Origin of the sequence: Nocardia sp. NPDC052254, assembly GCF_040679495.1 — a bacterium.
Classification (GTDB): domain Bacteria; phylum Actinomycetota; class Actinomycetes; order Mycobacteriales; family Mycobacteriaceae; genus Nocardia.
This window is the reverse complement of sequence record NZ_JBFAUW010000003.1, coordinates 702,248-723,244: the sequence shown is the minus strand read 5'-3', so window position 1 is coordinate 723,244 and position 20,997 is coordinate 702,248. Positions and strand designations below refer to the sequence as shown.

The 20,997-nt window shown below is 68.0% G+C and carries 18 protein-coding genes; 4 read left to right on the top strand and 14 right to left on the bottom strand.

All coding sequences use genetic code 11. The features are described from left to right. Positions 1–19: 19 nt before the first annotated feature. The 7 genes from AB0L57_RS11995 to AB0L57_RS11965 all read right to left on the bottom strand — a co-directional run bounded on the left by AB0L57_RS11995 (position 20) and on the right by AB0L57_RS11965 (position 8,736). Positions 20–673 carry a response regulator transcription factor gene (locus tag AB0L57_RS11995; protein WP_364960429.1) on the bottom strand — a complete coding sequence of 218 codons (654 nt, stop codon included), beginning with the start codon at positions 671–673 and terminating at the stop codon, positions 20–22. Between the two features lie 144 nt (positions 674–817). Next, positions 818–1,270 (bottom strand): NAD(P)H-dependent oxidoreductase, encoded by a 453-nt coding sequence (locus tag AB0L57_RS11990; RefSeq protein ID WP_364960427.1) that lies wholly within the window; start codon positions 1,268–1,270, stop codon positions 818–820. A 78-nt stretch (positions 1,271–1,348) separates the two neighbouring features. Beyond that, a complete protein-coding gene (locus AB0L57_RS11985) occupies positions 1,349–3,910 on the bottom strand; it encodes a hypothetical protein (protein WP_364960425.1) in 2,562 nt (853 codons plus the stop codon). A 395-nt stretch (positions 3,911–4,305) separates the two neighbouring features. Next, the gene (locus AB0L57_RS11980; RefSeq protein WP_364960423.1) at positions 4,306–5,568 is read right to left on the bottom strand and encodes a cytochrome P450; all 1,263 of its coding nucleotides are present in this window, start codon (positions 5,566–5,568) and stop codon (positions 4,306–4,308) included. 171 nt (positions 5,569–5,739) lie between these two features. Next, positions 5,740–6,078: a hypothetical protein gene (locus AB0L57_RS11975; protein ID WP_364960421.1), complete on the bottom strand. Its 339-nt coding sequence runs from the start codon at positions 6,076–6,078 to the stop codon at positions 5,740–5,742. Positions 6,079–6,225: 147 nt separating this feature from the next. Next, positions 6,226–7,473: a cytochrome P450 gene (locus AB0L57_RS11970; RefSeq protein ID WP_364960419.1), complete on the bottom strand. Its 1,248-nt coding sequence runs from the start codon at positions 7,471–7,473 to the stop codon at positions 6,226–6,228. A gap of 12 nt (positions 7,474–7,485) precedes the next feature. After that, entirely contained in the window at positions 7,486–8,736 is a 1,251-nt protein-coding gene (locus AB0L57_RS11965; protein ID WP_364960417.1) for a cytochrome P450, read from the bottom strand. 200 nt (positions 8,737–8,936) lie between these two features. On the opposite strand from AB0L57_RS11965, the gene AB0L57_RS11960 reads away from it, so the two are divergent. Together AB0L57_RS11960 and AB0L57_RS11955 are read left to right on the top strand one after the other, a co-directional pair. Further along, positions 8,937–11,645 (top strand): hypothetical protein, encoded by a 2,709-nt coding sequence (locus AB0L57_RS11960; RefSeq protein ID WP_364960415.1) that lies wholly within the window; start codon positions 8,937–8,939, stop codon positions 11,643–11,645. Continuing rightward, a complete protein-coding gene (locus AB0L57_RS11955) occupies positions 11,642–13,162 on the top strand; it encodes an AAA family ATPase (protein ID WP_364960413.1) in 1,521 nt (506 codons plus the stop codon). Before AB0L57_RS11960 ends, AB0L57_RS11955 begins: the two co-directional genes overlap by 4 nt. 21 nt (positions 13,163–13,183) lie before the next feature. Here the strand turns inward: AB0L57_RS11955 and AB0L57_RS11950 are convergent, their stop codons facing one another. From AB0L57_RS11950 to AB0L57_RS11935, 4 genes are all read right to left on the bottom strand, one after another. Continuing rightward, complete coding sequence (locus AB0L57_RS11950; RefSeq protein WP_364960411.1) at positions 13,184–13,462, bottom strand: hypothetical protein; 279 nt, start codon at positions 13,460–13,462, stop codon at positions 13,184–13,186. Continuing rightward, positions 13,459–14,658, bottom strand: coding sequence for a hypothetical protein (locus tag AB0L57_RS11945; protein ID WP_364960409.1), 1,200 nt, complete (start codon positions 14,656–14,658; stop codon positions 13,459–13,461). The genes AB0L57_RS11950 and AB0L57_RS11945 overlap by 4 nt, the downstream gene beginning before the upstream one ends. Next, positions 14,655–15,452, bottom strand: coding sequence for an SAM-dependent methyltransferase (locus AB0L57_RS11940; RefSeq protein WP_364960407.1), 798 nt, complete (start codon positions 15,450–15,452; stop codon positions 14,655–14,657). The genes AB0L57_RS11945 and AB0L57_RS11940 overlap by 4 nt, the downstream gene beginning before the upstream one ends. A gap of 178 nt (positions 15,453–15,630) precedes the next feature. After that, the gene (locus tag AB0L57_RS11935) at positions 15,631–16,926 is read right to left on the bottom strand and encodes an NtaA/DmoA family FMN-dependent monooxygenase (RefSeq protein ID WP_364960405.1); all 1,296 of its coding nucleotides are present in this window, start codon (positions 16,924–16,926) and stop codon (positions 15,631–15,633) included. Between the two features lie 442 nt (positions 16,927–17,368). On the opposite strand from AB0L57_RS11935, the gene AB0L57_RS11930 reads away from it, so the two are divergent. After that, entirely contained in the window at positions 17,369–18,343 is a 975-nt protein-coding gene (locus tag AB0L57_RS11930) for an NADP-dependent oxidoreductase (RefSeq protein WP_364960404.1), read from the top strand. Here the strand turns inward: AB0L57_RS11930 and AB0L57_RS11925 are convergent. Then, positions 18,328–18,663 (bottom strand): cupin domain-containing protein, encoded by a 336-nt coding sequence (locus AB0L57_RS11925; protein WP_364960402.1) that lies wholly within the window; start codon positions 18,661–18,663, stop codon positions 18,328–18,330. The two genes, AB0L57_RS11930 and AB0L57_RS11925, sit on opposite strands and share 16 nt — an antisense overlap. 71 nt (positions 18,664–18,734) lie before the next feature. Here AB0L57_RS11925 and AB0L57_RS11920 point away from each other — a divergent pair, with 71 nt between their 5' ends. Beyond that, positions 18,735–19,667: a helix-turn-helix domain-containing protein gene (locus tag AB0L57_RS11920; protein ID WP_364960400.1), complete on the top strand. Its 933-nt coding sequence runs from the start codon at positions 18,735–18,737 to the stop codon at positions 19,665–19,667. A 27-nt stretch (positions 19,668–19,694) separates the two neighbouring features. Here AB0L57_RS11920 and AB0L57_RS11915 read toward each other — a convergent pair whose 3' ends face one another. Further along, positions 19,695–20,189: a hypothetical protein gene (locus AB0L57_RS11915; RefSeq protein ID WP_364960398.1), complete on the bottom strand. Its 495-nt coding sequence runs from the start codon at positions 20,187–20,189 to the stop codon at positions 19,695–19,697. Beyond that, a complete protein-coding gene (gene dapB, locus AB0L57_RS11910; RefSeq protein WP_364960604.1) occupies positions 20,186–20,926 on the bottom strand; it encodes a 4-hydroxy-tetrahydrodipicolinate reductase in 741 nt (246 codons plus the stop codon). The genes AB0L57_RS11915 and dapB overlap by 4 nt, the downstream gene beginning before the upstream one ends. Positions 20,927–20,997: the final 71 nt, after the last annotated feature.

Below are 20,997 nucleotides of genomic sequence, written 5' to 3'. Positions count from 1 at the left end.
CCCGGCGTATCGACCGCGATCACTGGTTGTTGCGTTCGGGCACCGGAAGCCACCCGTCCTCCACCGCACGCTTGTACAGATCGGTCTTGGTGGGGGCCGGCCGTCCGGCATCGGCGTACTTCTGGCGGATCCGGCCCAGATAGTCGTTGACCGTCTGCTCGGACAATCCGGTCAGGCGTGCCACCCGGGATGCCTTCTCCCCCGAGGCGTACAGGGTCAGCACCTCCTGTTGACGTGGGCTCAGACCGACGTCGGGCAGTTGCGGATCACCATCGATGGCCGCCGCCCAGTCGGTGGTCACCACCTGCTGACCGCTCGCCGCGGCACGTACGGCCGCGACCACCGTCCGCACATCCTCGGATTTGCGCACCACTCCCAGCACACCGGCGCGGGCCGCGGACCGCACCAGGAAGGGATTGTCGGCGCCGGTGAACACCAGCACCTCGAGTCCACGATCGCGCAGGGCCCGCACATTGTCCTGCGGGCCGGAACCGTCGGCCAGTCGCAGATCCAGTATCACCAGATCCAATTCCGCTGCCGTGGAGAGCAATTCCGATACCGTCCCCGCGGTCGCGACCAATTCCAGATCACTCTCGCCGGCCAGCATGCTTTCCAGTCCGAGCGCGACCGACTCATGGTCTTCGACCAGTCCGATCCGCCGCGGTGGCGTCATGACGATCTGCCCTCCCGAAACCCCGAACACCTCGCCGCACCACGGACCTGTGGGAACGCGGACGGCCTTCCGTCGAGTATGCCGGGGCCGATGATCTCCGCGTGAGACACCAGAAATCGGGGGGTGCGACCGTGCCGTCGCGATTCAGGCCATCAATCCGGCGGCCACCGTCGCCCCCAGCTCCCAGCAACGCTCTCGATCATCCTTGTCCGGCGGCCCGGTCACGATCACCGGCGCGGCCACCTGCTCCCACCCCATTCCGGTGGTCACGGTGGCGATACTACGCTCGGCCCCCTCGGTGCCCTGATTGCCGTGAACATAGGCCCCGTACGGGCGGCCCCGGGTGCTGTCCAGACACGGGTAGTAGAAGGTGTCGAAGGCATGTTTGAGGGCACCGGACATGTATCCCAGATTCGCCGGCGTTCCCAGCACATATCCATCCGCCGCCAGGACATCGGTGGCCGTGACCTGCAGCGCCGCCCGCCGCACCACCTCGACACCCTCGATCTCGGGGTCGGTGGCACCGGACAGCACCGCCTCGAACATGTCCTGAAGGAACGGCGAGGGCGTGTGGTGGATGATCAGCAGGGTGGGCACGCCTGCGAGCCTAGTGCGACGCCCCCCTGGCAGGACCGCGATGGATTCCGCGGATCGAGCCCCGCCGTCGAGGCCCCATCACCCGCGAACCCGCATCAGCCACGTGTCGAAATGATGTCGCCAGCGCGTGCGAACAACGCTGTACGGTTCCAGCCATTGCGCGGGCGGAGCATCGACCCGGTATCCATGGGAATCCAGCACGCACTCGATCGGAATCCAGGTTCGACCGCGTCGGTGCCGACGCGATCGAGTCTCCTGCGCCAGCTCGCCGAGTAATCTCTCGTCGTCCGAATACAGTGCAATGGCCAGTCGGATGAGGCCCGTTCGGTAGCCGATTTCTCCGCGATTCCGGGCACGGTCCACACTCTCGATCCAGCTCCGCTCGTCCTCGTTCGGAATGACGGCCGCCGGATCGCAGAGCAACCTGGCCGAATACTCGTCTCGAAGAGCGGTCAGATGTCCGGCCGCTTCCGCCCTGTCGTGCAACCTGTCGAGTTCGGCGCGGTCCACCCGCCCGTCGAGTAGTGCTCGCCATCGATGGGTGGCGGCTTCGCCCGCCAGCGCCTCGCGTTGTCTGCGGCCCGCCCACAGCTTCTCGACCTCCTGTCGCCTCCGATCGAGGTAGTCGTCGAATCGTGCATGGGAGGCATGGCATGTGATGCGGATCGACTCGGCCCGGGCCGCGGGCAACCCTGTCGATTCGTCGATCGCCTCCGCGAATCGGCGGGCGGTCGCGAAGGTCGACGCGCGCTGGTAACAATTCAGCGGTGTGGACGACACCTCGATCACCTCGTCGAACGCCGCGATCGCCTCGTCCCACCGACCGGCGTCACGCAGGACGTAGCCGCGATGCCGGCCCGCCGGCAGCCGCAACGGGTGCGCCGATTCGAACACTCCGGTCAACAGCTCCACGGACTGATCGACGGTCACCTCTGTGGTCCTCGCGGCGACGAAATCGGCTATCCCGCGACCCATCTCGGTCACCGCCCGGGCGGGCAGCGTCGCCCGCAGCCCGGCGATGGACGGCCCGTGCACGATGGCCTGGCTCAGCCAGTCCTCGTAGACCTTCGACGCGGCCGGTCCGATCGTCAACTCCTGATCGGATACCAGCGAGATGGCCAGCGCGAGCGCCGCGAGCGCCGCCTCGGCATCCATGGCCTCCGACGCGATCCGATGTCGATAATGCAAGGCCGACAGGCCGATCTCGGCACTCTCGCGCCAGTCCCGATCCGACCAGCCGTGCGGAACAGAATGATCGGAGTTCCGGATCGCCGCCCGAATCGCGTCGTGCATGGAGTACGGGAATACCTGCGACCCACGCCGATCGATCATGGGCCGCGCCAGCGCGCGCTGTGCACAACCGTCGTCGACCTGCGCCGCCTCACCGATGACGAACAGGTCGAAGAACGGGAACATCGACGCTGCTCGCAGGGCTCGCTGCTCATCCGCCGGTACATCCGCGAGAACCCGCATCACCAGCTCGTCGAGCGATCCGCCGACATGGTCCAGATCGATGGGAGCACCGCCGGTGACCTTCCGGTTGCGGGCGAGATCCAGTGCGAGATCGAGGAATTGCGGTAGACCGTCCGATGCGCGCGCCAGCTCGCTCGCCACCGGATCGGAAATATCGAGCTCGTACAGTTCCCGGCCACGATGAATGATCCGCAGACAATCCTCGGACGCCAGCGTGCCCACCGGATGCTGTCGCGGTTCCCGCGTCGCGCCGGGAACGAGTCCGGGCCAGGCCGCACGACCGAAAGCAGGCAGGTTCGTGCGTGTGTCGTCGTACCAGTCCAATGGATGCCGCCCCGTGACCACGAACAGAACGTTCGGCATGCGCCACATCAGTTCGTTCAACGCGGCCTCTCCGGTTCGGCGCGGGTCGGCGGCGAGTCGCTCGAACGTGTCGACGAAGACGACGATCTGAGGTGCGTGCGGACCCTCCCATCCGCACAGTTCGAGATCGAGCAGATGGGCGATGTCGATGATCAACTCCGGATGCGGGGCATCGGGCGTGGGCAGGTCGCCACACCGCCGCACCAGTTCTTCGAACCCCTCGTATCGATCGAAGAGCCGGTGCCGCGCGATCTGCGTTCGAGCCTTGTGTACCGCGCCGCGAACGGTTCGAGGGGTGATCCCGGCACACGCAATCCCGCTGTCGGACAGAAGTTCACCGATCGAATCCGCGATGCCCTCGGCCATGGCACCGTCCTCGGTATCCGCGCCGGGCAGCGCCTCCCCCGGCCGGATCGCGGACCAGTAGGCGGCGAACGCGACATCGAACGCCGGCCAGCGCGGCTCGACCTTTCCGAAAGCGCGGCGCAGCGATACCAGCGCGGCCACCATGTCCACCTGCCCCCGGGTCGGATGCAAGTCGATACGGCACGTCGCCGCGACAGGCATCGGCGGCCCCCACCGGTCGACGGCGGGTGATTCGCCGTTGCTCCATGCTTCGAGCCGCTCCGACAACGTCGTCTTACCGATCCCGCCCACGCCGTGGTAGACCAGGACATTCTCGGCGGCCGACATGTCCTCGGTGGCATCCATATACGCGCGGTGCGCCGTGAGCGCGGCAGTGAACACGGCACTTTCCGGAACACGATCGGTGAACAGATCCGCCACACGTGCCGGCTTCGGCAATCGAGAAGAATCGTTTCGAGGCATGGAATGTCGTCCTGGTTCGATTTCTCGAGCAGGTGAAGGAATGACCGACGCACCATTCGGTACGGACTCCCCGGCTCCCGGCCGCATACCCCGACCCACGTCGAAAGATGTTCTGCGACAGATTCTATTCTCGCGCCACGCAGTGTGCTGTCGGTCGTTCGATCGACATGTCCGGGTGTGGATCACGAGGTGGTGGCGGAAGCCGAGGTCGCGCGTCGCGGTGACGACACGGTGTTCGGGAATGCCGCGCATTCCCGGTAGCAACGGACACCAGCTCCGGCCCTGCTGTCCGGGCCGGACCTTTCGCGGCCATCGCCCGGACTGATACGGGCAGGCCGAGTGCCCCGGCTCACGGTCGCCGATGCGGCGGCCTACACCAGATTCAGCCGAGGGGTCGAGGGAAACGTGACCGGCAGCGCCGCCATCGCGCGATGGAAAGGTCCTGGGCGCCAGGTGATCTCGCTCGGATCGACGGCCAGCACGATCTCCGGCAGGGTGTCGAGCAGCTGGTCGATGGCGTCCTGCACCACCAGGTAGGCCACCGTGCGGGCCGGGCACGCGTGCGGGCCAGCACCCCATGCCAGATGCGACCGATTACCGGTGCGGTCGCCGCCCTCGATCACCGGGTCGTTGTTGCAGGCGGCCAGGCTGACCACCACCGGTTGATGGGCGGGTAGCCAGGTGTTGTCGATCAGGATCGGCTGGCGCGGATAGGTGATGGAGAAGTTGGCCATCGGCGGATCCTTGAACAGCACCTCGTCCAGCGCGTCGCGGGTGGACATACTGCCGCCGAGCATGTCACCACCGAAGCGGTCGTCGGTGATCATCAGCAGCAGGGTGTTGGAGATCAGATTCTGCTGCGGTTCGATCCCGCCGCCGTAGAAGACGATCAGGTTGTAGAGCATCTCCTCGTCGGTGAGTTTGGCCGGGTGATGGGCCAGCCGCGAGGTGAAATCGTCTCCGGGTTCGGCGCGACGCAGCTGGACCAGTTCCATCAACGCCCGGCTCAGATGTTCCAGACCCCAGGCGGCGTTCACCGTGTCGAACAATGCCGCCATGCCGGTGGCCACGCGCTGGCCCAGATCCGCCGAACAGCCCACCATGCGGTTGAGCACCTCGAACGCCAGCGGGAATGCGTACTGGGACACCAGATCCGCTGAACCGGATTCACAGAAGTTGTTGATCAACGGGACCGCGATCTTCTCGACCGTGGTGTGCAATGCGTGCAGATCGACCTGGTCGAAGGCCGCCGAGAACGCCTGCCGATACCGCAGGTGAGCACTGCCGGCGCTGCGAATCACGTTCGGATACCACTGCATGATCGGGCGCACCGGGCAGTCTTCTGGCACGGCTCGCTGCCAGGTCCGCGGATCGGCCGGGAAATGATCGGGATCGTTGAGGATCTGCAGCGCGGTGTGATAGCCGATGACCAGCGTCGCGGGCACGCCGGGCGAGAGTTCGATCGGCACCAGCGAACCGTGGCGGCCGCGCATCTCCCGGTAGGCGCTGTGCGGGTCGGCCACGAATTCCGGTGTGTCCAGCAGAATACGGGGGCCACCGGTATCCACCGGGGACCCGGTGTGCGGGACCGGGCGCCCCGGCGCGGCGGACAGATCGAGACGTGATGTTGTCAAAACGGGTGACTCCAGAGAATGAACCGTCAAGCACGACAGAAGTTTGGCCAATGCACCATAGCTAACAGCACCAGCGCGAGTCTGTACGGGAAATGGAGTCTCGGCAGCCCCGCAGCCAACACGTCCGCGAGGGGCGGCCAGGCCGGAGCTCGGCGCCGCGCGGCATCCCGGTCATCCGGGGATCAACGCGAACACCGTCACCACGAAATCCTCCGTCGCACCGGAGGGATCGGAGATGTAGAAACCACGGCGCGACAATGACTTCTGTTCGAGCGGGATGCGTGTTCGCCCGCCGGAGACGATGTTCGACAGCACGCGCTGGTCGTAGTTGGCCCGGACGTCGACCATCACGCTGAAGCGGATCTCCTCGGTGGCGGGTCCGGTCCGCCAGAGCAGTTCTTCGGCCCCCTCCGGCACGGTGGCCAGCGAGAAGTTCTCACTCGACCGAGCCTTCTGAGCCGACCGGGGACGGCAATCCGACCGGACCTCGGCGACCAAGACCTCTCGCATCGCTGCTCTCCCTTGCCTCGTGTCGGCCCTTGCCCTCGAGCCTAGCAATCGGCACCGGGTAAAGCGTGGATCGAATGCGAATCGGTACAGCGGGTTTCGAATCGGGGAGCGCCGGGCTCCACGACGGCGACCGGCGCTTCCCGAATTCTACGGCGCCACCCGGTGGACAGGCAGTTCGCGATGTCCGTTGGTGACAATGCTCGGAAGCGGCCGCAGCGCACCGGGATCGACCGCGAGTTCCATATCGGGAAAACGGTCGAACAGCGCCGGCAGTGCCACCGCCGCTTCGAGCCGTGCCAGCGGCGCTCCGAGGCAATGGTGCACGCCGTAGCCGAACGCGAGGTGTTCTTTGGACCCTCGGCTCGCGTCGAACGAGTCCGCGGTGTCACCGTGCAGTTTCCGATCGCGGCCGGCGCCGGCCAGCGATGCGATGATCACGTCACCGCGGCCGATCCGGACATCCGGGGTATCGGCATCGCCGGCGATGACGAGGTCTTCCACCGCGAAGCGAAGCGGCATGTGCGCCAGTGGGGCGTTCCATCGCAGGCTCTCTTCGATCACCTCCGGCCACGGTGTCTGCTCGGTGCGTGCCGCTTTCCGTTGCCCGGGATGGGTGAGCAGCCCGATGATGCTGTGGTCCAGCAGATTCGCCGTGGTCTCGTGACCGGCGGTGATGATCAGCAGCAAGGTGTCGCGCAGCTCTTGTTCGTCGAGCCGGGATCCGTCCGCGTCATCGTGCGCGTTCATCAGCACGGTGGTGAGGTCGTCGCCCGGATTGTCCCGCTTGTGCTGCAGCAGCTGTTCCATGAGGACGAACAGCGCGCCGAAATGCGCGCCGACCTCGGCCGGGTCGAGACTGGTGTCGAGGATTCCGTCCGCGTGGACCCGCAGCTGCTCGTCCATTCCGGCGGGAACGCCCATCAGTTCGCCGATGACACGAATCGGTAGTGCGGTCGCGAAACCCGCACGCAGATCGACGATTTCACCGGTGGGCACGGCGGACAGCTCATCGAGCAATTCGGCGACGAACGCCTCGATCCGCGGCCGCAACGCCTGGGTGCGCTTGTTCGTGAACGCCGGCGCGACGAGCCTGCGCAGCCGCTGATGCTGATCTCCGAAGGTGGTGAGCATATTTCGCGCCGCCACCCAGGGGAACATCACCCAATCCTGGCCGATCTCGCCCTCGATGAGCCGCGGCCAGTGCAGCTGCGCGTCCTTGGAGACCCTCGGATCGGTGAGCAGCTTCTTGAGCACACCCGCGTCGGTCGCCGACCAGGCCGGCACCCCGCCGGGCAGCACGATCTGGGTGATCGGGCCGCGGGAGCGCAGACGCGCCAGCTCCCCCTGAACGTCGGCGGCGCTGGGATCGAGCACCAGCGGCTGCATATCTGTCATCGGAATCCTCTATCAGGTGAGACGCATCGGCGGACAGGCGGGAAACACCACCGGCAGCGCCACCAGGGCTCGGTGGAACTGCCCGGTCCTCCAACGTAGTTGCTGGGCAGGAACTTTCGGGCGAATATCCGGAAGTGCATCGAGCAGCAGGTCGATGGCCTGCCGCGTGATCGTCTGGGCGAGCGGCTGCGCCGGGCACGCATGCGGGCCGACACCCCAGGCCAGATGGGACCGGTTGCCCTTGCGATCGCCGCCGACGACGTTCGGGTCGTTGTTGCAGGCGGCCAAGCTGATGACCACGGGCTGATCGGCGGGCAACCACACATCGCCGACGAGTTGCGGTTGCCGGGGATAGGTCATGCAGAAGTTGGCCAGCGGCGGATCCTCGAACAACACCTCGTCGATGGCGTCGCGGGTGTCCATGGCGCCGCTGAGCACATCGCCGCCGTACTGTTCGTCGGCCATCAGCAGCAACAGTGCGTTCAGGATCAGATTGCAGGTCGGCTCGGTGCCGGCCGAGAACAGCAGCGCCGCCTGGTTCACCATCTCCATGGGGTCGAGCCCCTCCGGATGGGCCAGCAACCGCGAGGTCAGATCGTCGCCGGGCCGCTCCCGCTTCTGCTCGACGACGCCGAGCAGAGCCTCGATGAACCGCTGCTGGCCTTCTTCGGCGCCGACGCCTTCCAGCATCGCCGCCATCCCCTGGTAGGCCGCCGACGCGGCCTCTTCGGGGAAGCCCATCAGCTCACTGAGCACCCGGAACGTCAGCGGAAAGGCGTAATCCATCCGCAGATCCGCCGCACCGGCCTCACAGAAGGAATTGATCAGGCCCTCCGCGGCTCGCGCGGCGGCGTGGTGGACACTGTGCAGGTTCACGGTGTCGAGCGCATCGCTGAGCGTCCGGCGATACCGGGTGTGCTCCACCCCCGCGGTGCGCAGGGCGTTCTGGCGATAGCCCAGCATCGGGGTGACCGGGCAGTCCGCCGGAGCGTTCCGCTCCCAGCGGCGCGGATCGGCGGGAAAGCGGGCCTCGTCACCGAGGATCTGCATCGCCGCCTGGTAACCGATCACCAGCGTGGCGGGAACGCCGGGCGCCAATTCGATCGGCACCAGCGGGCCCCGGCCGCGCATGGCCGCGTAGGCACGGTGTGGGTCCGCCGCGAACTCGGTCGAGTCCAACCGGAATTGTGGTGCCGGACGTTCCGCCGGTCCGTGCCCCACCGGACGTCCCGGCCTCGGTGTCGCGTTCTCGTCGTTCAGCATGCGCCCCCCTCGCCGAATGTCACCTGTCCTGTTCGATATTTGGCCACGGCGTCGACACTATCGGAAAGTGTTGTAGTCCAATGCCTTTGATATTTCATTCACCGCGGTAGCTTGTAGCGGGCAAGTAACTGACCGACCCGGTGCCCGGACGCGCCGCGATACGGCATCGATCCTGGATGACGGTGTGATAGGGGTTTCGTATGGCGAGCAAGACGGTGGGCGGCGCTTCCAGCGCCGTCGCGGCATCGGCGCATTCCGCGTGCGCGCGGTTCCGGGGCACCGATCCGCTGGTGGTCGGCCGCACCCGTCGTGCCCTCGCCGCCGATGTGGGCTTCGCCGACGATTCGGGGCGTATTCCCGAGGCTCGCTGGATGCGGGCGATGACCTTCGAGCACCTGGTGCGCGATGAGAAGTTCGTCAGCGAGATCACCACCACGACCGTGGGACGACTCGGACTGGATCGCCCCGCGGCGGTCGTCACCGCGAATGCGCTCGTGCAGTTGGACAAGACGGCGGCGCTGCTGGACACGGCCCACACTCGCGCGCTGACGGAGGGCGCGGCGACGCTGATCCACGGCCTGGCGATCACGTTCCCGGGTTTCGAGCAGGATCAGGCCACCGAGGTGAAGCCCGACTTCGCCGTGGTCGCTCCCGCGGTCGGTGGCGACCGGACCTGGCTGGTCATCGGCGATGCCAAGGATTACGAGCGGGTGCGCTCCCGGATCGAGGACACCCGCCTGCTGAAGGGGTTCCTGCAGGTCGCTCTCGGTGCCGAGGCCGCGCAGGCGTGGGTGCGGAGGCCGGCAGGGATGGGGGTGCACACCCACGGCGTCCTGGCGGTGCCGCGCAATGCCTTTCTGCAACCGGAGGCACTCGTCGAGCGACTCGACGATCATCGGGCCGAGGTTCGGATGCGGGTGGCGGAGCGCCGTCTCGAGGCCGAGTTGCAGCCCTACGACGAATCGCAGGATCTGACTCGGTATGTCGGCCATCTGCGATCGGCCTTCGATCCGGCGAGTTGCACCACGTGCACACTGTTCTCCTACTGTCGCAATGAACTTCGCACCTCGGGCGATCCGGCCGATCTGCTGGTCGAGCTCGGTATCGCCGCGGACATCCGCCCGCAGTTGATCGGTCTCGTCGACGGCACCGGTGGCGGTGAATCCGCCCCCGCGTCCGTGGTCGCGAATGTGACCGCGACACGAGACGGCGTCGCGCAGGCCACCGGCCAGCGGCGCATCGATCCGGCGGGGTCGGCGGGCACCGTCAATGTGGTGATCGCCAAATCCGATACCGCCGCTCTCGGTATTCACGGCATGGCGCTGCAGCGGATCACCGCCGCCGGCCGGGAACCGTGGCAGATCACCATTTTTCACGATCGGCAGTCGTCGCCGCGGACCCGGCGCGAGGTGATGCGCCTGCTCGGCGCGGAACTGAGCGAGGCGATGGCCGGGCAGCACGCGGCCGACCCGAACGCGCCGGGTTCGGTGCATCTCGTGGTTCCGGACCCGTCCACGGCCGATGTGCTCGCCTCGATCGCCGACAACCTCGCGGGTATCGAGCTCAGCCGGTTGCGATGGGAGCACGACCGCGCGATGGGCCGCACGCCCCTGACCTTCGACGGTGAACCCGCCGAAATTCCGCCGGCTCTCGCCGAAACCGCGCGCACCGCGGTGTCGTTCCTGCTGGAAGAGGACCGAGCGCGCGCCCTGGCGCTGCGCTCGCCCATCGTCGACCTGCGCGAAGCCCTGGCACGGCACATCGTCGCCGGTGGACCGGCCGTCGCCGCGCAGCGATTGGACTATCTGGTGGGGTGGGCCGATTCGCGCGATTCCGGCCGTTTGGATCCGCGAGCGTTCGAGGATCTGATCGAAGCCGGCGAGCACACCCCGGGCGCGCGATCGACGAGTCCGAGATCGGATGCCATCCACACCGCTCTGGTCGGATCGCGTGGCGTGGCGCCGGATCCGGCGGCATACGAGGAGCTGGTCGGCGAGGAGCTGCGCTACAAATGCTCGATCCTCGAACGGGCCCTCGACATCCTCGCCACCGTGCCGGATTCGGCACTGCGGCACGTGCATCGGGCGATCGAGAGTGACGCGCAGGCGGTCTGGCGGCGACGGCTCGCACTGCACGCATCGGACCTCGTCCGGTTCGGGCGCACCTATCGATACTGGCGCAATTCGCTGGTGCCGGTGATCGAGAGCGACGGGAAATGCCGCGATCAACTACTCGCACTGGGCAATCCGCAGGTGGCCTCCGATCGGGCCGCGGCGGCCGGCGACCGATCGATCGCCGATGCGGTTGTCGTGACGGTGGATCCGCTGGTATTGCGGGTCGATTCCCGGCGCATCGGGGACGAGTCCAAGATCGTGCTGTTGCACATCGGCGGTGATCCGTGTGTGGAGCGCCCGGGAGTCGAATTGGCGGTGCAGAAGGGCAGTTTCAAGTTCACGGGCTTGCCGATCGGTCCGCTGTCGAGCACCGGCGACCATGCGCGCCTGTTCGCGTGGGCCCCACTGGTGGTTCCAGAGTTGACGGTCGGTGATCGGCTGGTCGTCGCCGATTACGAGTGGTTCTCGAGTAACAAGACCTACAAGGCGCTCAATGTCACCCGGCCGAAGTCCGACGAGATCTCCTCGCCCCGGGCCGACTGCGAATCCGGCTCCTACGCGGAGGATCCCGATGCTCATCAGTACTGTTGCCGACCACACGAGGTCTTCGAAGCCGACCGGGCCGACCAGCTCGCCGAACTCCGGGAAAACGGCGAACTCAATCCGCAGACCTGGCCGCCGGTGGTGGACGCGGACGCGTTCGAGGTGACCGCGTCCGGTGCACCCACCGCGAATCTGGCTGCCGCGCCCGCCGATCCGGTGCCCGACGACGTGACGATGGACGACCTCGAATGACGATCGAATTCACCCAGCCGCGACCGCGGCACACCCGGCGCGTGCATCACGCGCGGGCAGCCGCCGGTAACGCGGCAGTCGCGGACGAGGCCGTCGGGGTGCTGCGCGACGCGCTGTCGGGGGCCGCGCAGATCGATCGAATTCTGCTCAAGGCGGCTGCGGGAGCGGGCAAGTCGTTCGTCTTGGCACGGCTGGTGTCCGATGCCGTCGCGCATCCGCAGTGCGCGTGGGTGGCGATCGTCGCGTTCACCAACAAACAGATCCACCCACTCGCGAAATCGATCGGGCGCAACCTCGGCAAGGAACGGGTGTGCCTGTTCGTATCCAAGGAACGGCTGGCCGACGTACCCGACGACACGGCGGCGCATGCGACCGTGGCCACGAGCACCGCCGGTATTCCGCCCGAGTGCGCCGTGGTGATCTCCACCTCGCACAAACTCGGGGCGATGGGCGAGGCGAAGCGGTTGCGCGAGCACCTCGCGCCGTCCCGGCACGAGGATCACGTCTTCGACGTGCTGTTCGTCGACGAGGCCTGGCAGTTGCCCCACCACCTGTTCGACAAGGTCGCCAAGATCGCGCCGATCACGGTCGGGGTCGGCGATGTGGGGCAGCTGCCGCCGCTGGAGGTCAGCACGAATCCGTGGCGCGGCGATCCCGGCTACAACCCCTACCGCGCCTGGCCCACCGACTTCGATACCGACGAGCGCACCTGGTCGGTGGAACTTCCGGCGGTATGGCGCCCAGCCGCCGGTCATCTCGATCTGTGGCGAGCGTTCTATCCCGAATGGGGCGAGCTCGATTGTGTGGCGGCCCCGGGTGACCGGGCGCTCGTGATCGGTGCGGGACTGCCCGACTCGATCGCCGGGATCTGGCGGCAGGTCGGAACCGGTGTGCCGACACTGCTCGAAATCGACGGCCTGCCGGCCCCGGAAGCGGCCGACATCGACCTGCCACTGATGCAGACGGTCGAATCGTTGCTCGATGGTCTACTGTCCGTGGGTTTTTCGCTCGAGCAGGCGGAGTACGACGGCACGGGGGCGCCGACGGGGGCCGTTGTCACCAAGCGACCGGGCGACCGCGACGGCGATCCGCTCATCACGATCCTGGCGACCCGCAACCAAGCGGTCGACGACGCGACCGATGTCGTGGCGCGCCTGCGCGCCGAATACGGCCTCGACGACACCGATATCGTGGCGTCGACGGTCGACTCCTGGCAGGGCCAGACCAATGGGATCACCATCGCGATCCACCCACTGAACTCCGCGGTCGCACTCGACGAATTCAATTCCGCCTTCGGCCGATTGGCCGTCACCTGCACCCGCGCGACCCACGGCCTGCTGATGGTGACCCGCCCCGGACTGGACCGGCTGCTCGGCGAATCCCCGGCCCGCCCCGGCACCCCGTTCGGCGAACCCGGTAACCGGCAGCTCCCCCGTCAAACCCACCAGCGCATCCTCGAGACCTTCGCCCATGGGATCCTCGACACCGCCGACCGGAGCGCACAACCGGCATCCTGACGGGTGGCCCCGGCGGCGATGTCATACCCGGTCGCGCCGCCGGATGCGCGGCGCCACCCACACCACCGCGTGGTAGGCCAGCACGGCAGGAACCACGATCAGCAGGAGCAGGCGCAGCGCGACGACCGCCGCACCGACCGCCAGATAACCGAGCCCCGGTCCTTCCGGCGATCCGAAGCCGTGCCGCGCCGACAGCGCCGCCAGTACCGGACGCAGGACGAGATACAGCACGAACAGGACCAGCGGGAGGCCGATCGATCGCAGTGCGGCGAGCACCCGCCGGACGGTGAGCCCCTTCATCGCGCCAGCTCCGGGCCGGAGGTGAGGAAGGCCAGCAGCAGCGCGTTGCCGATCACCCCGCCGGTCGCGAAACGTAACCGGGGGCCGCTGCGCAGGGGCAGACCGAGAAGGTCCGCGGTGCGGAACAGGCGAGTGAAGATGTCACGGTGCCCGAAAGCCCGGGCGGGCGCGAGGGCGAAGCCGGTGGCGGAGACCGACACTCCGAGAAGCACCGGGCCGCTGTCCATATCGCCGGAGCCGTGATGGCCACGGCCGTATTCGTGTATGGCACTGAATCCCAGCAGATTTCGCTCCTGCCGGAATGCCCCGCCCGCCAGCTGCTCGGCCAGGGTGCGATCGGCGAAGCCCGCGTAGTACGCCGCCAATCCGGTTCCCGAGGCGCGCGGGGCGTCGTGCGCGCGGCCGTCGGTCCCCATGCGCTGGACGACCAGCCCGGTGTCCCGGTCGATCTGGACCGCGCGGACCTGTCGCGCCCAATGCGCGAGTACCGCGGAATGGTCGGCGCCGGTGGCCCGGCCGTGCACCGCGATCGCGGCGGCCACGGCCGCCACATCGGTCGGGTAGGCCTCACCGGGATAGGTGTCGATCAGCGCGGTCGGCGAAGCGAGCAGTCGTCGTTCGAAGGAAGCGACGATCGCGTCGAGTTCCGCGGCCGGGCCACGCGGAAATGCCGGGTCGACCAGCCGTGCCATGGCGAGCGCGAGTGCCGGGTAGGAGAGATAGGCGTGGCCGTGCGCGCTGTCGAGATGAGCCATGCCGTCCTCGCCGTGCCAGGCATCGGTGAACACCGTGCGCAATTCGGGCGACAGACTCTTCGTTGCCGCCCGGGTGGCGATCGGGGCATAGCGATCTCGCCAGTCGGGATGCGCCAGTACCACCTGCGCCAGCCCCAGCGCCGTCATCTCATGGGCCAGCAGTCCCCACATACCGTCGAGCGCACCGGATCCCGTGGCCCGCTGCCGGTCGTCCTCGGCCTCGGCCTCGAAGGCCACCAGTTCCTCGGCGAGGCCACGTACTCGCGAGGGATCACCGCGATACCACGCATCCGCCTCACGTCCGCACCACCAGCGCGGCACCACCCACGCCACCAGGAGCGCGACGAGAATCCCGATCACGATGGCGACCAGCCGACGACTCCCGACGCCCGACGGGGCAGGTCGTGCCGGCTCCCGCTCCGCGACGGCGTGCTCGGTCACTTTCTGGCGACCGCCGCGTAGAAATTCACTTCCGCGTCCAGCGAATCCGGCGGTTCGATCCCGGCCCGCCAACGATGAGGTGGAACCACACCGGGCTCGACGAGGTCCAGACCGGCGAAGAAGCGGGAGAATTCGGCATGGCTGCGGACCTGGGGAGTCAGTCCGCGCTGGGCGTAGATCCGTACCGCCTCGCCGATCGCGACCGGGTCGAAATCGGCGGTGGCCTGACTCATGGCCAGGTAGGAACCGCGCGGCAGGGCGGCGAGCAACTCGGTGACCAGGCCGTGGGCGCCGGCGGTGTCGGGGACGAAATGCATGAGCGCGATCATCGTCAGCGCCACCGGTCGCGACAGGTCCAGGGTCTCGCGCAGCTGGGGTGCGTCGAGGATGTCGCGCACGCGCCTGACGTCGGCATCGATGTAGGCGGTCCGTCCTTGCTGACTCGTCAGCAGGGCGCGGGCATAGGCCATCACGATGGGATCGTTGTCGACGTAGACGACCCTCGCCGCGGGGAGCACGTCCTGTGCGATCTGATGCAGATTCGGCTCCGTCGGGATACCGGTGCCGATATCGAGAAATTGATCGATACCGGCCTCGGCCGCCAGCCACCGCACCGACCGATGCATGAAGTCCCGATTCGAGCGGGCCATGACACCGACTGCGGGATAGTGCTTCTCGACCTCCGCGGCGGCATCGCGATCGACGGCGTAGTTGTCCTTTCCGCCAAGGAAATAGTCGTACATCCGCGCGGCAGCGGCCCGTGTCACATCCGCCTCACGACTGTCTGCACCCACCAGCCCACCTCCCCGGTCCGGCCCGATCGCGGGCCCTCCGAGCCGCGACCGCTGCATTGTGCAGGCAAGAGTATTGGACGGGGTGCGAGCCCGCTACCGGAACAGCGATGGTTCACATCTTTTCCGAACGGGTGCGGACAGGCCGGCCGCTCGCAGCGGGTCCCGCGCCGCGGCATCCTCATCCGGGCAGCGGTGGTAGCTCCAGATTCTCGCGAAAGGTCGCGCCCACCTGGTCGGTTCCGAGGATGCGGCGGCGGCGCAGTTCCGGAAGCAGGCCATCGAGCAGAAAGTCGCGGCTGCGTGGGTCGTCGAGGCCGCTCAGACCGATCACGTCCAGGACACCGGCGTCGTAACGTTCCTCGATCGCGTCGGCGAGCTGTTCCGGAGTTCCCGCGGCCGCCCAATGCCCGGTGTCCTTGGCCGCGACGATCAACTCGCGCAACGTCTTACCGGATCGCGCCGCGGCGGCGAAGATCTCCGCCCGGCCCCGACGGCGATTCACCGATTCCACCTCCGGCAGCAGGGACTCGGGGATCGGCCGGTCCAGCGGCAGCTCCGCGAGATCGATGCCGCCGCCGAGCATATCGGCCAGCACATGCCGTCCCGCCTCGAAATCGGTGGCGTCGGCTCGTTCCCGGACCAGCCGGCGGGCCTCGGCCTCGGTGGCACCGTAGGTGGCGTGCAACGAGCTGAAGATGAACGGCAGTCCGTCGGCGCGGCCCAGCTGCGCGGCCCGGGCCCGGATCTTCTTCGTGTAGCCCAGGGCATCGTCCAGTGTCGCCAGCGAGGTGAACACCACCTCGGCGTGCCGGGCACCCAATTCCACTCCGCCCGCGGACTGCCCGGCCTGGAACTGGACCGGACGGCGCTGCGGCAGCGGTGGAATGTTCAGCGGGCCGCGCACGGTGAAATACCGTCCCGCATGGTCGATGGGCCGCACCAGCTCGGCATCGAGGATCGCACCACCGTTCCCGTCGGGGGTGAGCGCGCCCGGCCCCCAGCTGTCGAACAGCGCGGCGACCACCTCGAGCACCTCAGTCGCGCGCGCGTAGCGCTGTTCGGGGCTCGGGAGTTCACCCGCACCGTAGTTCTGTTCACCGAGCGAGGAGGTCACCGCGTTCCAGGCCGATCGGCCGTTGCTGATGTGATCGAGTGTTCCGAACAACCGCGCCAGATTGTACGGGTGATGGAAAGTCGTTGTGACGGTGGCGATCAGGCCCACACGCTCGGTCACGGCAGCGAGCGCGGACAGGAAGATCAGCGGCTCCTGCGCGCCGATCGCGCCCTGCGCACCGAAACTCAGCAGATCCGCGGCGAACAGCGCGTCGAAACCATGTTCCTCCGCGAGCCGGGCGATGGTGAGCGCGTCGTCGAGCGTGGAACGTCGCGGATCGATCGCCGCGTCGTAGACATTCGGTGAACCACTCACCCCGGTAACGATTTTCAGCGCTCGCCGCCCAGCCCTGCCGTCCATTCTCCGACGGTATCGACGCGCGGTGTGATACCCACCGGTTGCACTCACCAGGATCCTTACCGTCCGGCCCGGCTCCCTCACCGTGCGGCCGGGCACAGCACCGTGATCAATCGGCGCAGACGCGAGGGGCGGACCCGGCGAGTGGGCCGCTCCGGGACACCGCGGGCGCGCTCACGTTCCCGCCGTGGTGACAGCTCCGACGAAATCCGGGTTTCAGCGCGCATTTCTGCGCCACTCGTCCGCGAATTCCCATCGTTCCGAGTGACGCGGAAGACCGGGTTCCGCTTTGAGGCACGCTCGCTTCGGCGGCACCGCATGCCGACGGTCGTCACGACATGCATGTCCATGCCATGATCGCGGCCGCCCGCGCAACTGCGGAACAAATCACCGGCCGCCGGCGGTTGCCCCGGCAGACAACGTCACCGCGAACTCTGGAGATGCGATGCTGGCAATCGGATTCGACGTACCCGGCGGCCCGCAGGTGCTGCGACCGGTCGAGGTGCCCGAACCACATGCCGGGACGGGTGAGGTGCGAATTCGTGTCGCTGCCGCGGCGGTGAATCCGTCCGACACCGTGACCCGGTCCGGGATGGCACACGACCGCTACCGCGCGGTGTCGCCACCGTATGTTCCGGGATGGGATGCCGCGGGCATCATCGACGAGGCCGGCCCCGAGACCGGCTGGCGCCCCGGCGACCGGGTCGTCGCGATCACGCTGCCGGTGCTCGCCGGCGGCGGGGCCTACGCCGAGAAGATCGTGGTGCCCGCCGGCCAGGTGGCCCGCCTGCCGGAGGGAAGCGATTTCGTCTCCGCCGCAACACTTCCGATGAACGGGCTCACCGCCTGGTTCGCCTTGGACGCACTCGATCCACCGGCGGGCGCCACGATCGCGGTGACGGGTGCGGCCGGCGCCGTCGGAGGCTATGTGATCGAGTTGGCGAAAATACGCGGCCACACCGTCATCGCCGATGCGAAACCGTCCGATGCGCAGCAGGTCCGCGAGTTCGGCGCCGATATCGTGCTGCCTCGTGGTGCTGATCTCGCATCCGGCATCCGTGCACAGGTGCCCGACGGCGTCGACGCGTTGATCGACACCGCACTCCTGGGTGACGCGGTACTCGCGGCCGTGCGCGACGGCGGTGCGTTCGTCGCCCTCCGGCCCGCGGCGCTCGGCGGCGGGGCGACCCCGCAGCGCGGTATCTCGGTCCACCACGTGATGGTCGCCGACCACCTCGACGAACCGGATGCGCTGCGCGAACTGAGCCGTCTGGCCGCCGAGGGCGCGCTCACGCTGCGCGTGGCCCGCACCTTTCCCGCCGAGCAGGCGGCGCGCGCCCACGAACTTCTCGAGGCCGGCGGCCTCCGCGGCCGCATCGTCCTCGAATTCCCCCGGGTCGCCGATCAGCCCTGCGGATAGAACAGGAACAGCGTGCACCCGGCCGGACTGGCGGGGATGTGCCACGAGCCAGCCGGGGCGTGCAGGAAGGTGCCCGCGGGATGGTCGCGGGCACCGTCGTTGAAGGTTCCGGCGACGACGTATACCTCTTCCGGGCCGGGTTCGTGCAGGTCGCGATGGGGCCACGCGGCTCCGGGGTCCATTTCCAGGACGTTGGCGTGCGCGCCGGTGGGGCCTTGCCAGAGGGGACGCAGGCGGATACCGGGGAAGAGTTCGCGGACGGGCGCCTCGGCGACGGTGGTCCAGGTGTAGCCCGGCTGGGCGAGAATTTCGGGATTCACACCCGTCACGGTGCCGGATGCGGCAGGACGCCGACAGTGTCGAAGATGACGTTGAGGGGTACATTCTTGCCGTGCATCGTGTGGTGGCACTGGTACGGCCGGTGCAGTCGACATTCGAACTCGGTTGTGCCGTGGAGGTTTTCGGCACCCGACGGGACGGGACAGCGCAGCACTACGAGTTCGAGGTGTGCACCGAGGCACCCGGCTCGGTACCGACCACCGGGGGATATGCGATATCGGTGACGCGGGGACTGTCGGCACTCGACACCGCGGACACCGTGATCATTCCGGGCTGGTTGCCCGTGGACCAACCGCTGTCGGCCCTGGTCCGGGACGCGCTCATTCGAGCGCATGCCCGCGGCGCGCGGCTGGTCACGATCTGTTCCGGCGTGTTCGCACTGGCCCGTACCGGCCTGCTGGACGGCCGTTCGGCCACGACGCATTGGGCGCGCGCCGGGCAGTTGGCGCGAGAATTCCCGCAGATCCGGGTGGAGCCCGATCGGCTCTACGTCGACCATGGCGATGTGGCCACGAGCGCGGGCGCGGGCGCCGGCATAGATCTGTGCCTGCATCTGGTCCGCGCCGATCACGGTGCCGCGCACGCCGCGCTCATCGCGCGGGTCATGGTGATGCCGCCACATCGCGACGGCGGGCAGCTCCAGTACGTCCCGCCACCACCGGATTCCGACGGATTCGACGGTCTGCTGGAATGGGCGGAGGCACGGCTCGGAACCACGCTGTCGGTCGCCGAGATGGCCGCGCAGATCAACGTGTCGCCGCGCACGCTGGCCCGCCGGTTCACCGATCAGCTCGGCGTCGGCCCGGGCGCGTGGCTGTTGTCGCGCCGGGTGGCGCGAGCGCGTGTCCTGCTGGAAGACACCGACCTGCCGGTCGATACCATCGCGGTTCGAGTCGGTCTCGGCTCACCGGTCAATCTCCGCCGGCGCTTCCGCGATCAGGTGGGTACCACACCGGGTGCGTATCGGCGCACCTTCCGGGGCTGACGGACCCACCGTGCCGGAGCGACGAGGTCAGGACGACGGGTTCCGCTCGGCCCGCTCCAGCTCCACCGCTCGCCGCATGACCTCGCGGGCACGGGTGCGGTCACCGGCGTAGTCGTAGGCGCGGGCGGCCCGATAGTTGGTACGCCAATTGTCGGGGTCGGCCTCGTATTCCTTCTTGACCCGCTCGAACAGTTCGTCCGCGGCGGCCTTCTCCAGGCGGCCGGAGGGACGATGCGGCAGATCCGAGGTGTCGAGCTCTAGGCCCTCGTCGTGGATGCGCCGGGCCAGGTGCTGGTGAGCGAGCGCGGCGCGGATGCTCGTCGCCACCACCCAGACACCGAGGATCGGCAGGATCAGGACCCCGACACCCATGGCGATCGCGGCCGGTTTCCCGGAGCCCATCAAGTCGATCGCGATCCGCCCCAGCAGCAGGAAGTAGAACGCCAGCGCGACGACCAGGAAGACGATGAACCCGACGATGCGCAGGACCTGCCGGCCGCTGTCGGGTTCCCGGCCGCTCACAGGTCGAGCAGCGGGTCGAGACCGACGGTGAGACCGGGGCGGGTGCCGATCTGCCGCACACCCAGCAGGACGCCGGGGGCGAAGGAACTGCGGTCGATCGAGTCGTGCCGGATGGTCAGGGTCTCGCCCTGGGTGCCGAACAGCACCTCCTGGTGGGCGACCAGACCGGCGAGCCGCACCGAATGCACGTGCACACCGTCGACGCTCGCCCCGCGGGCACCGTCGAGTTCGGTGGTGGTGGCATCGGGACTCGGGCCGACACCGGCCCGTTCACGGGCATCGGCGATGATGCCGGCGGTGCGGTAGGCGGTGCCCGACGGCGCGTCCGCCTTGTTCGGGTGGTGCAGTTCGATGACCTCGACCGAATCGAACCAGCGGGCCGCCTGCTCGGCGAACTTCATCGACAGCACCGCACCGATGGCGAAGTTCGGAGCGATCAGCACACCCACCTCGGGAGCGGCCGCGAGCCAGCCGCGTACCTGCTCGAGCCGCGACTCGTCGAATCCGGTCGTACCGACGACGGCATGAATCCCGTTCTCCACCAGCCACTTCAGATTCGGCATCACCACATCGGGATGGGTGAAGTCCACGACCACCTGGGTCCCGGCGGCGGTGAATGCCTCGAGCGCGTCATCCTTGTCCAGCCCGGCGGCCAGTTCCAGGTCGTCGGCCGCTTCGACCGCCGCGCAGATCGCCTGCCCGACCTTGCCCTGCGCGCCGAGTACGCCAACCCGGATCCGGTTCGTTGCCACCGTGCACTCCTCACATACCGTTCGATGCCGTTGAGCAGAGCCTATCTGCCACCGGA

Coding starts and splice junctions, on each gene's coding strand:
- AB0L57_RS11970 (WP_364960419.1), bottom strand. CDS start 7,473: ATGACAGATATGCAGCCGCTGGTGCTCGATCCCAGCGCCGCCGACGTT.
- AB0L57_RS11930 (WP_364960404.1), top strand. CDS start 17,369: ATGCTGGCAATCGGATTCGACGTACCCGGCGGCCCGCAGGTGCTGCGA.
- AB0L57_RS11950 (WP_364960411.1), bottom strand. CDS start 13,462: ATGAAGGGGCTCACCGTCCGGCGGGTGCTCGCCGCACTGCGATCGATC.
- AB0L57_RS11955 (WP_364960413.1), top strand. CDS start 11,642: ATGACGATCGAATTCACCCAGCCGCGACCGCGGCACACCCGGCGCGTG.
- AB0L57_RS11975 (WP_364960421.1), bottom strand. CDS start 6,078: ATGCGAGAGGTCTTGGTCGCCGAGGTCCGGTCGGATTGCCGTCCCCGG.
- AB0L57_RS11960 (WP_364960415.1), top strand. CDS start 8,937: ATGGCGAGCAAGACGGTGGGCGGCGCTTCCAGCGCCGTCGCGGCATCG.
- AB0L57_RS11965 (WP_364960417.1), bottom strand. CDS start 8,736: ATGCTGAACGACGAGAACGCGACACCGAGGCCGGGACGTCCGGTGGGG.
- AB0L57_RS11995 (WP_364960429.1), bottom strand. CDS start 673: ATGACGCCACCGCGGCGGATCGGACTGGTCGAAGACCATGAGTCGGTC.
- AB0L57_RS11935 (WP_364960405.1), bottom strand. CDS start 16,926: ATGGACGGCAGGGCTGGGCGGCGAGCGCTGAAAATCGTTACCGGGGTG.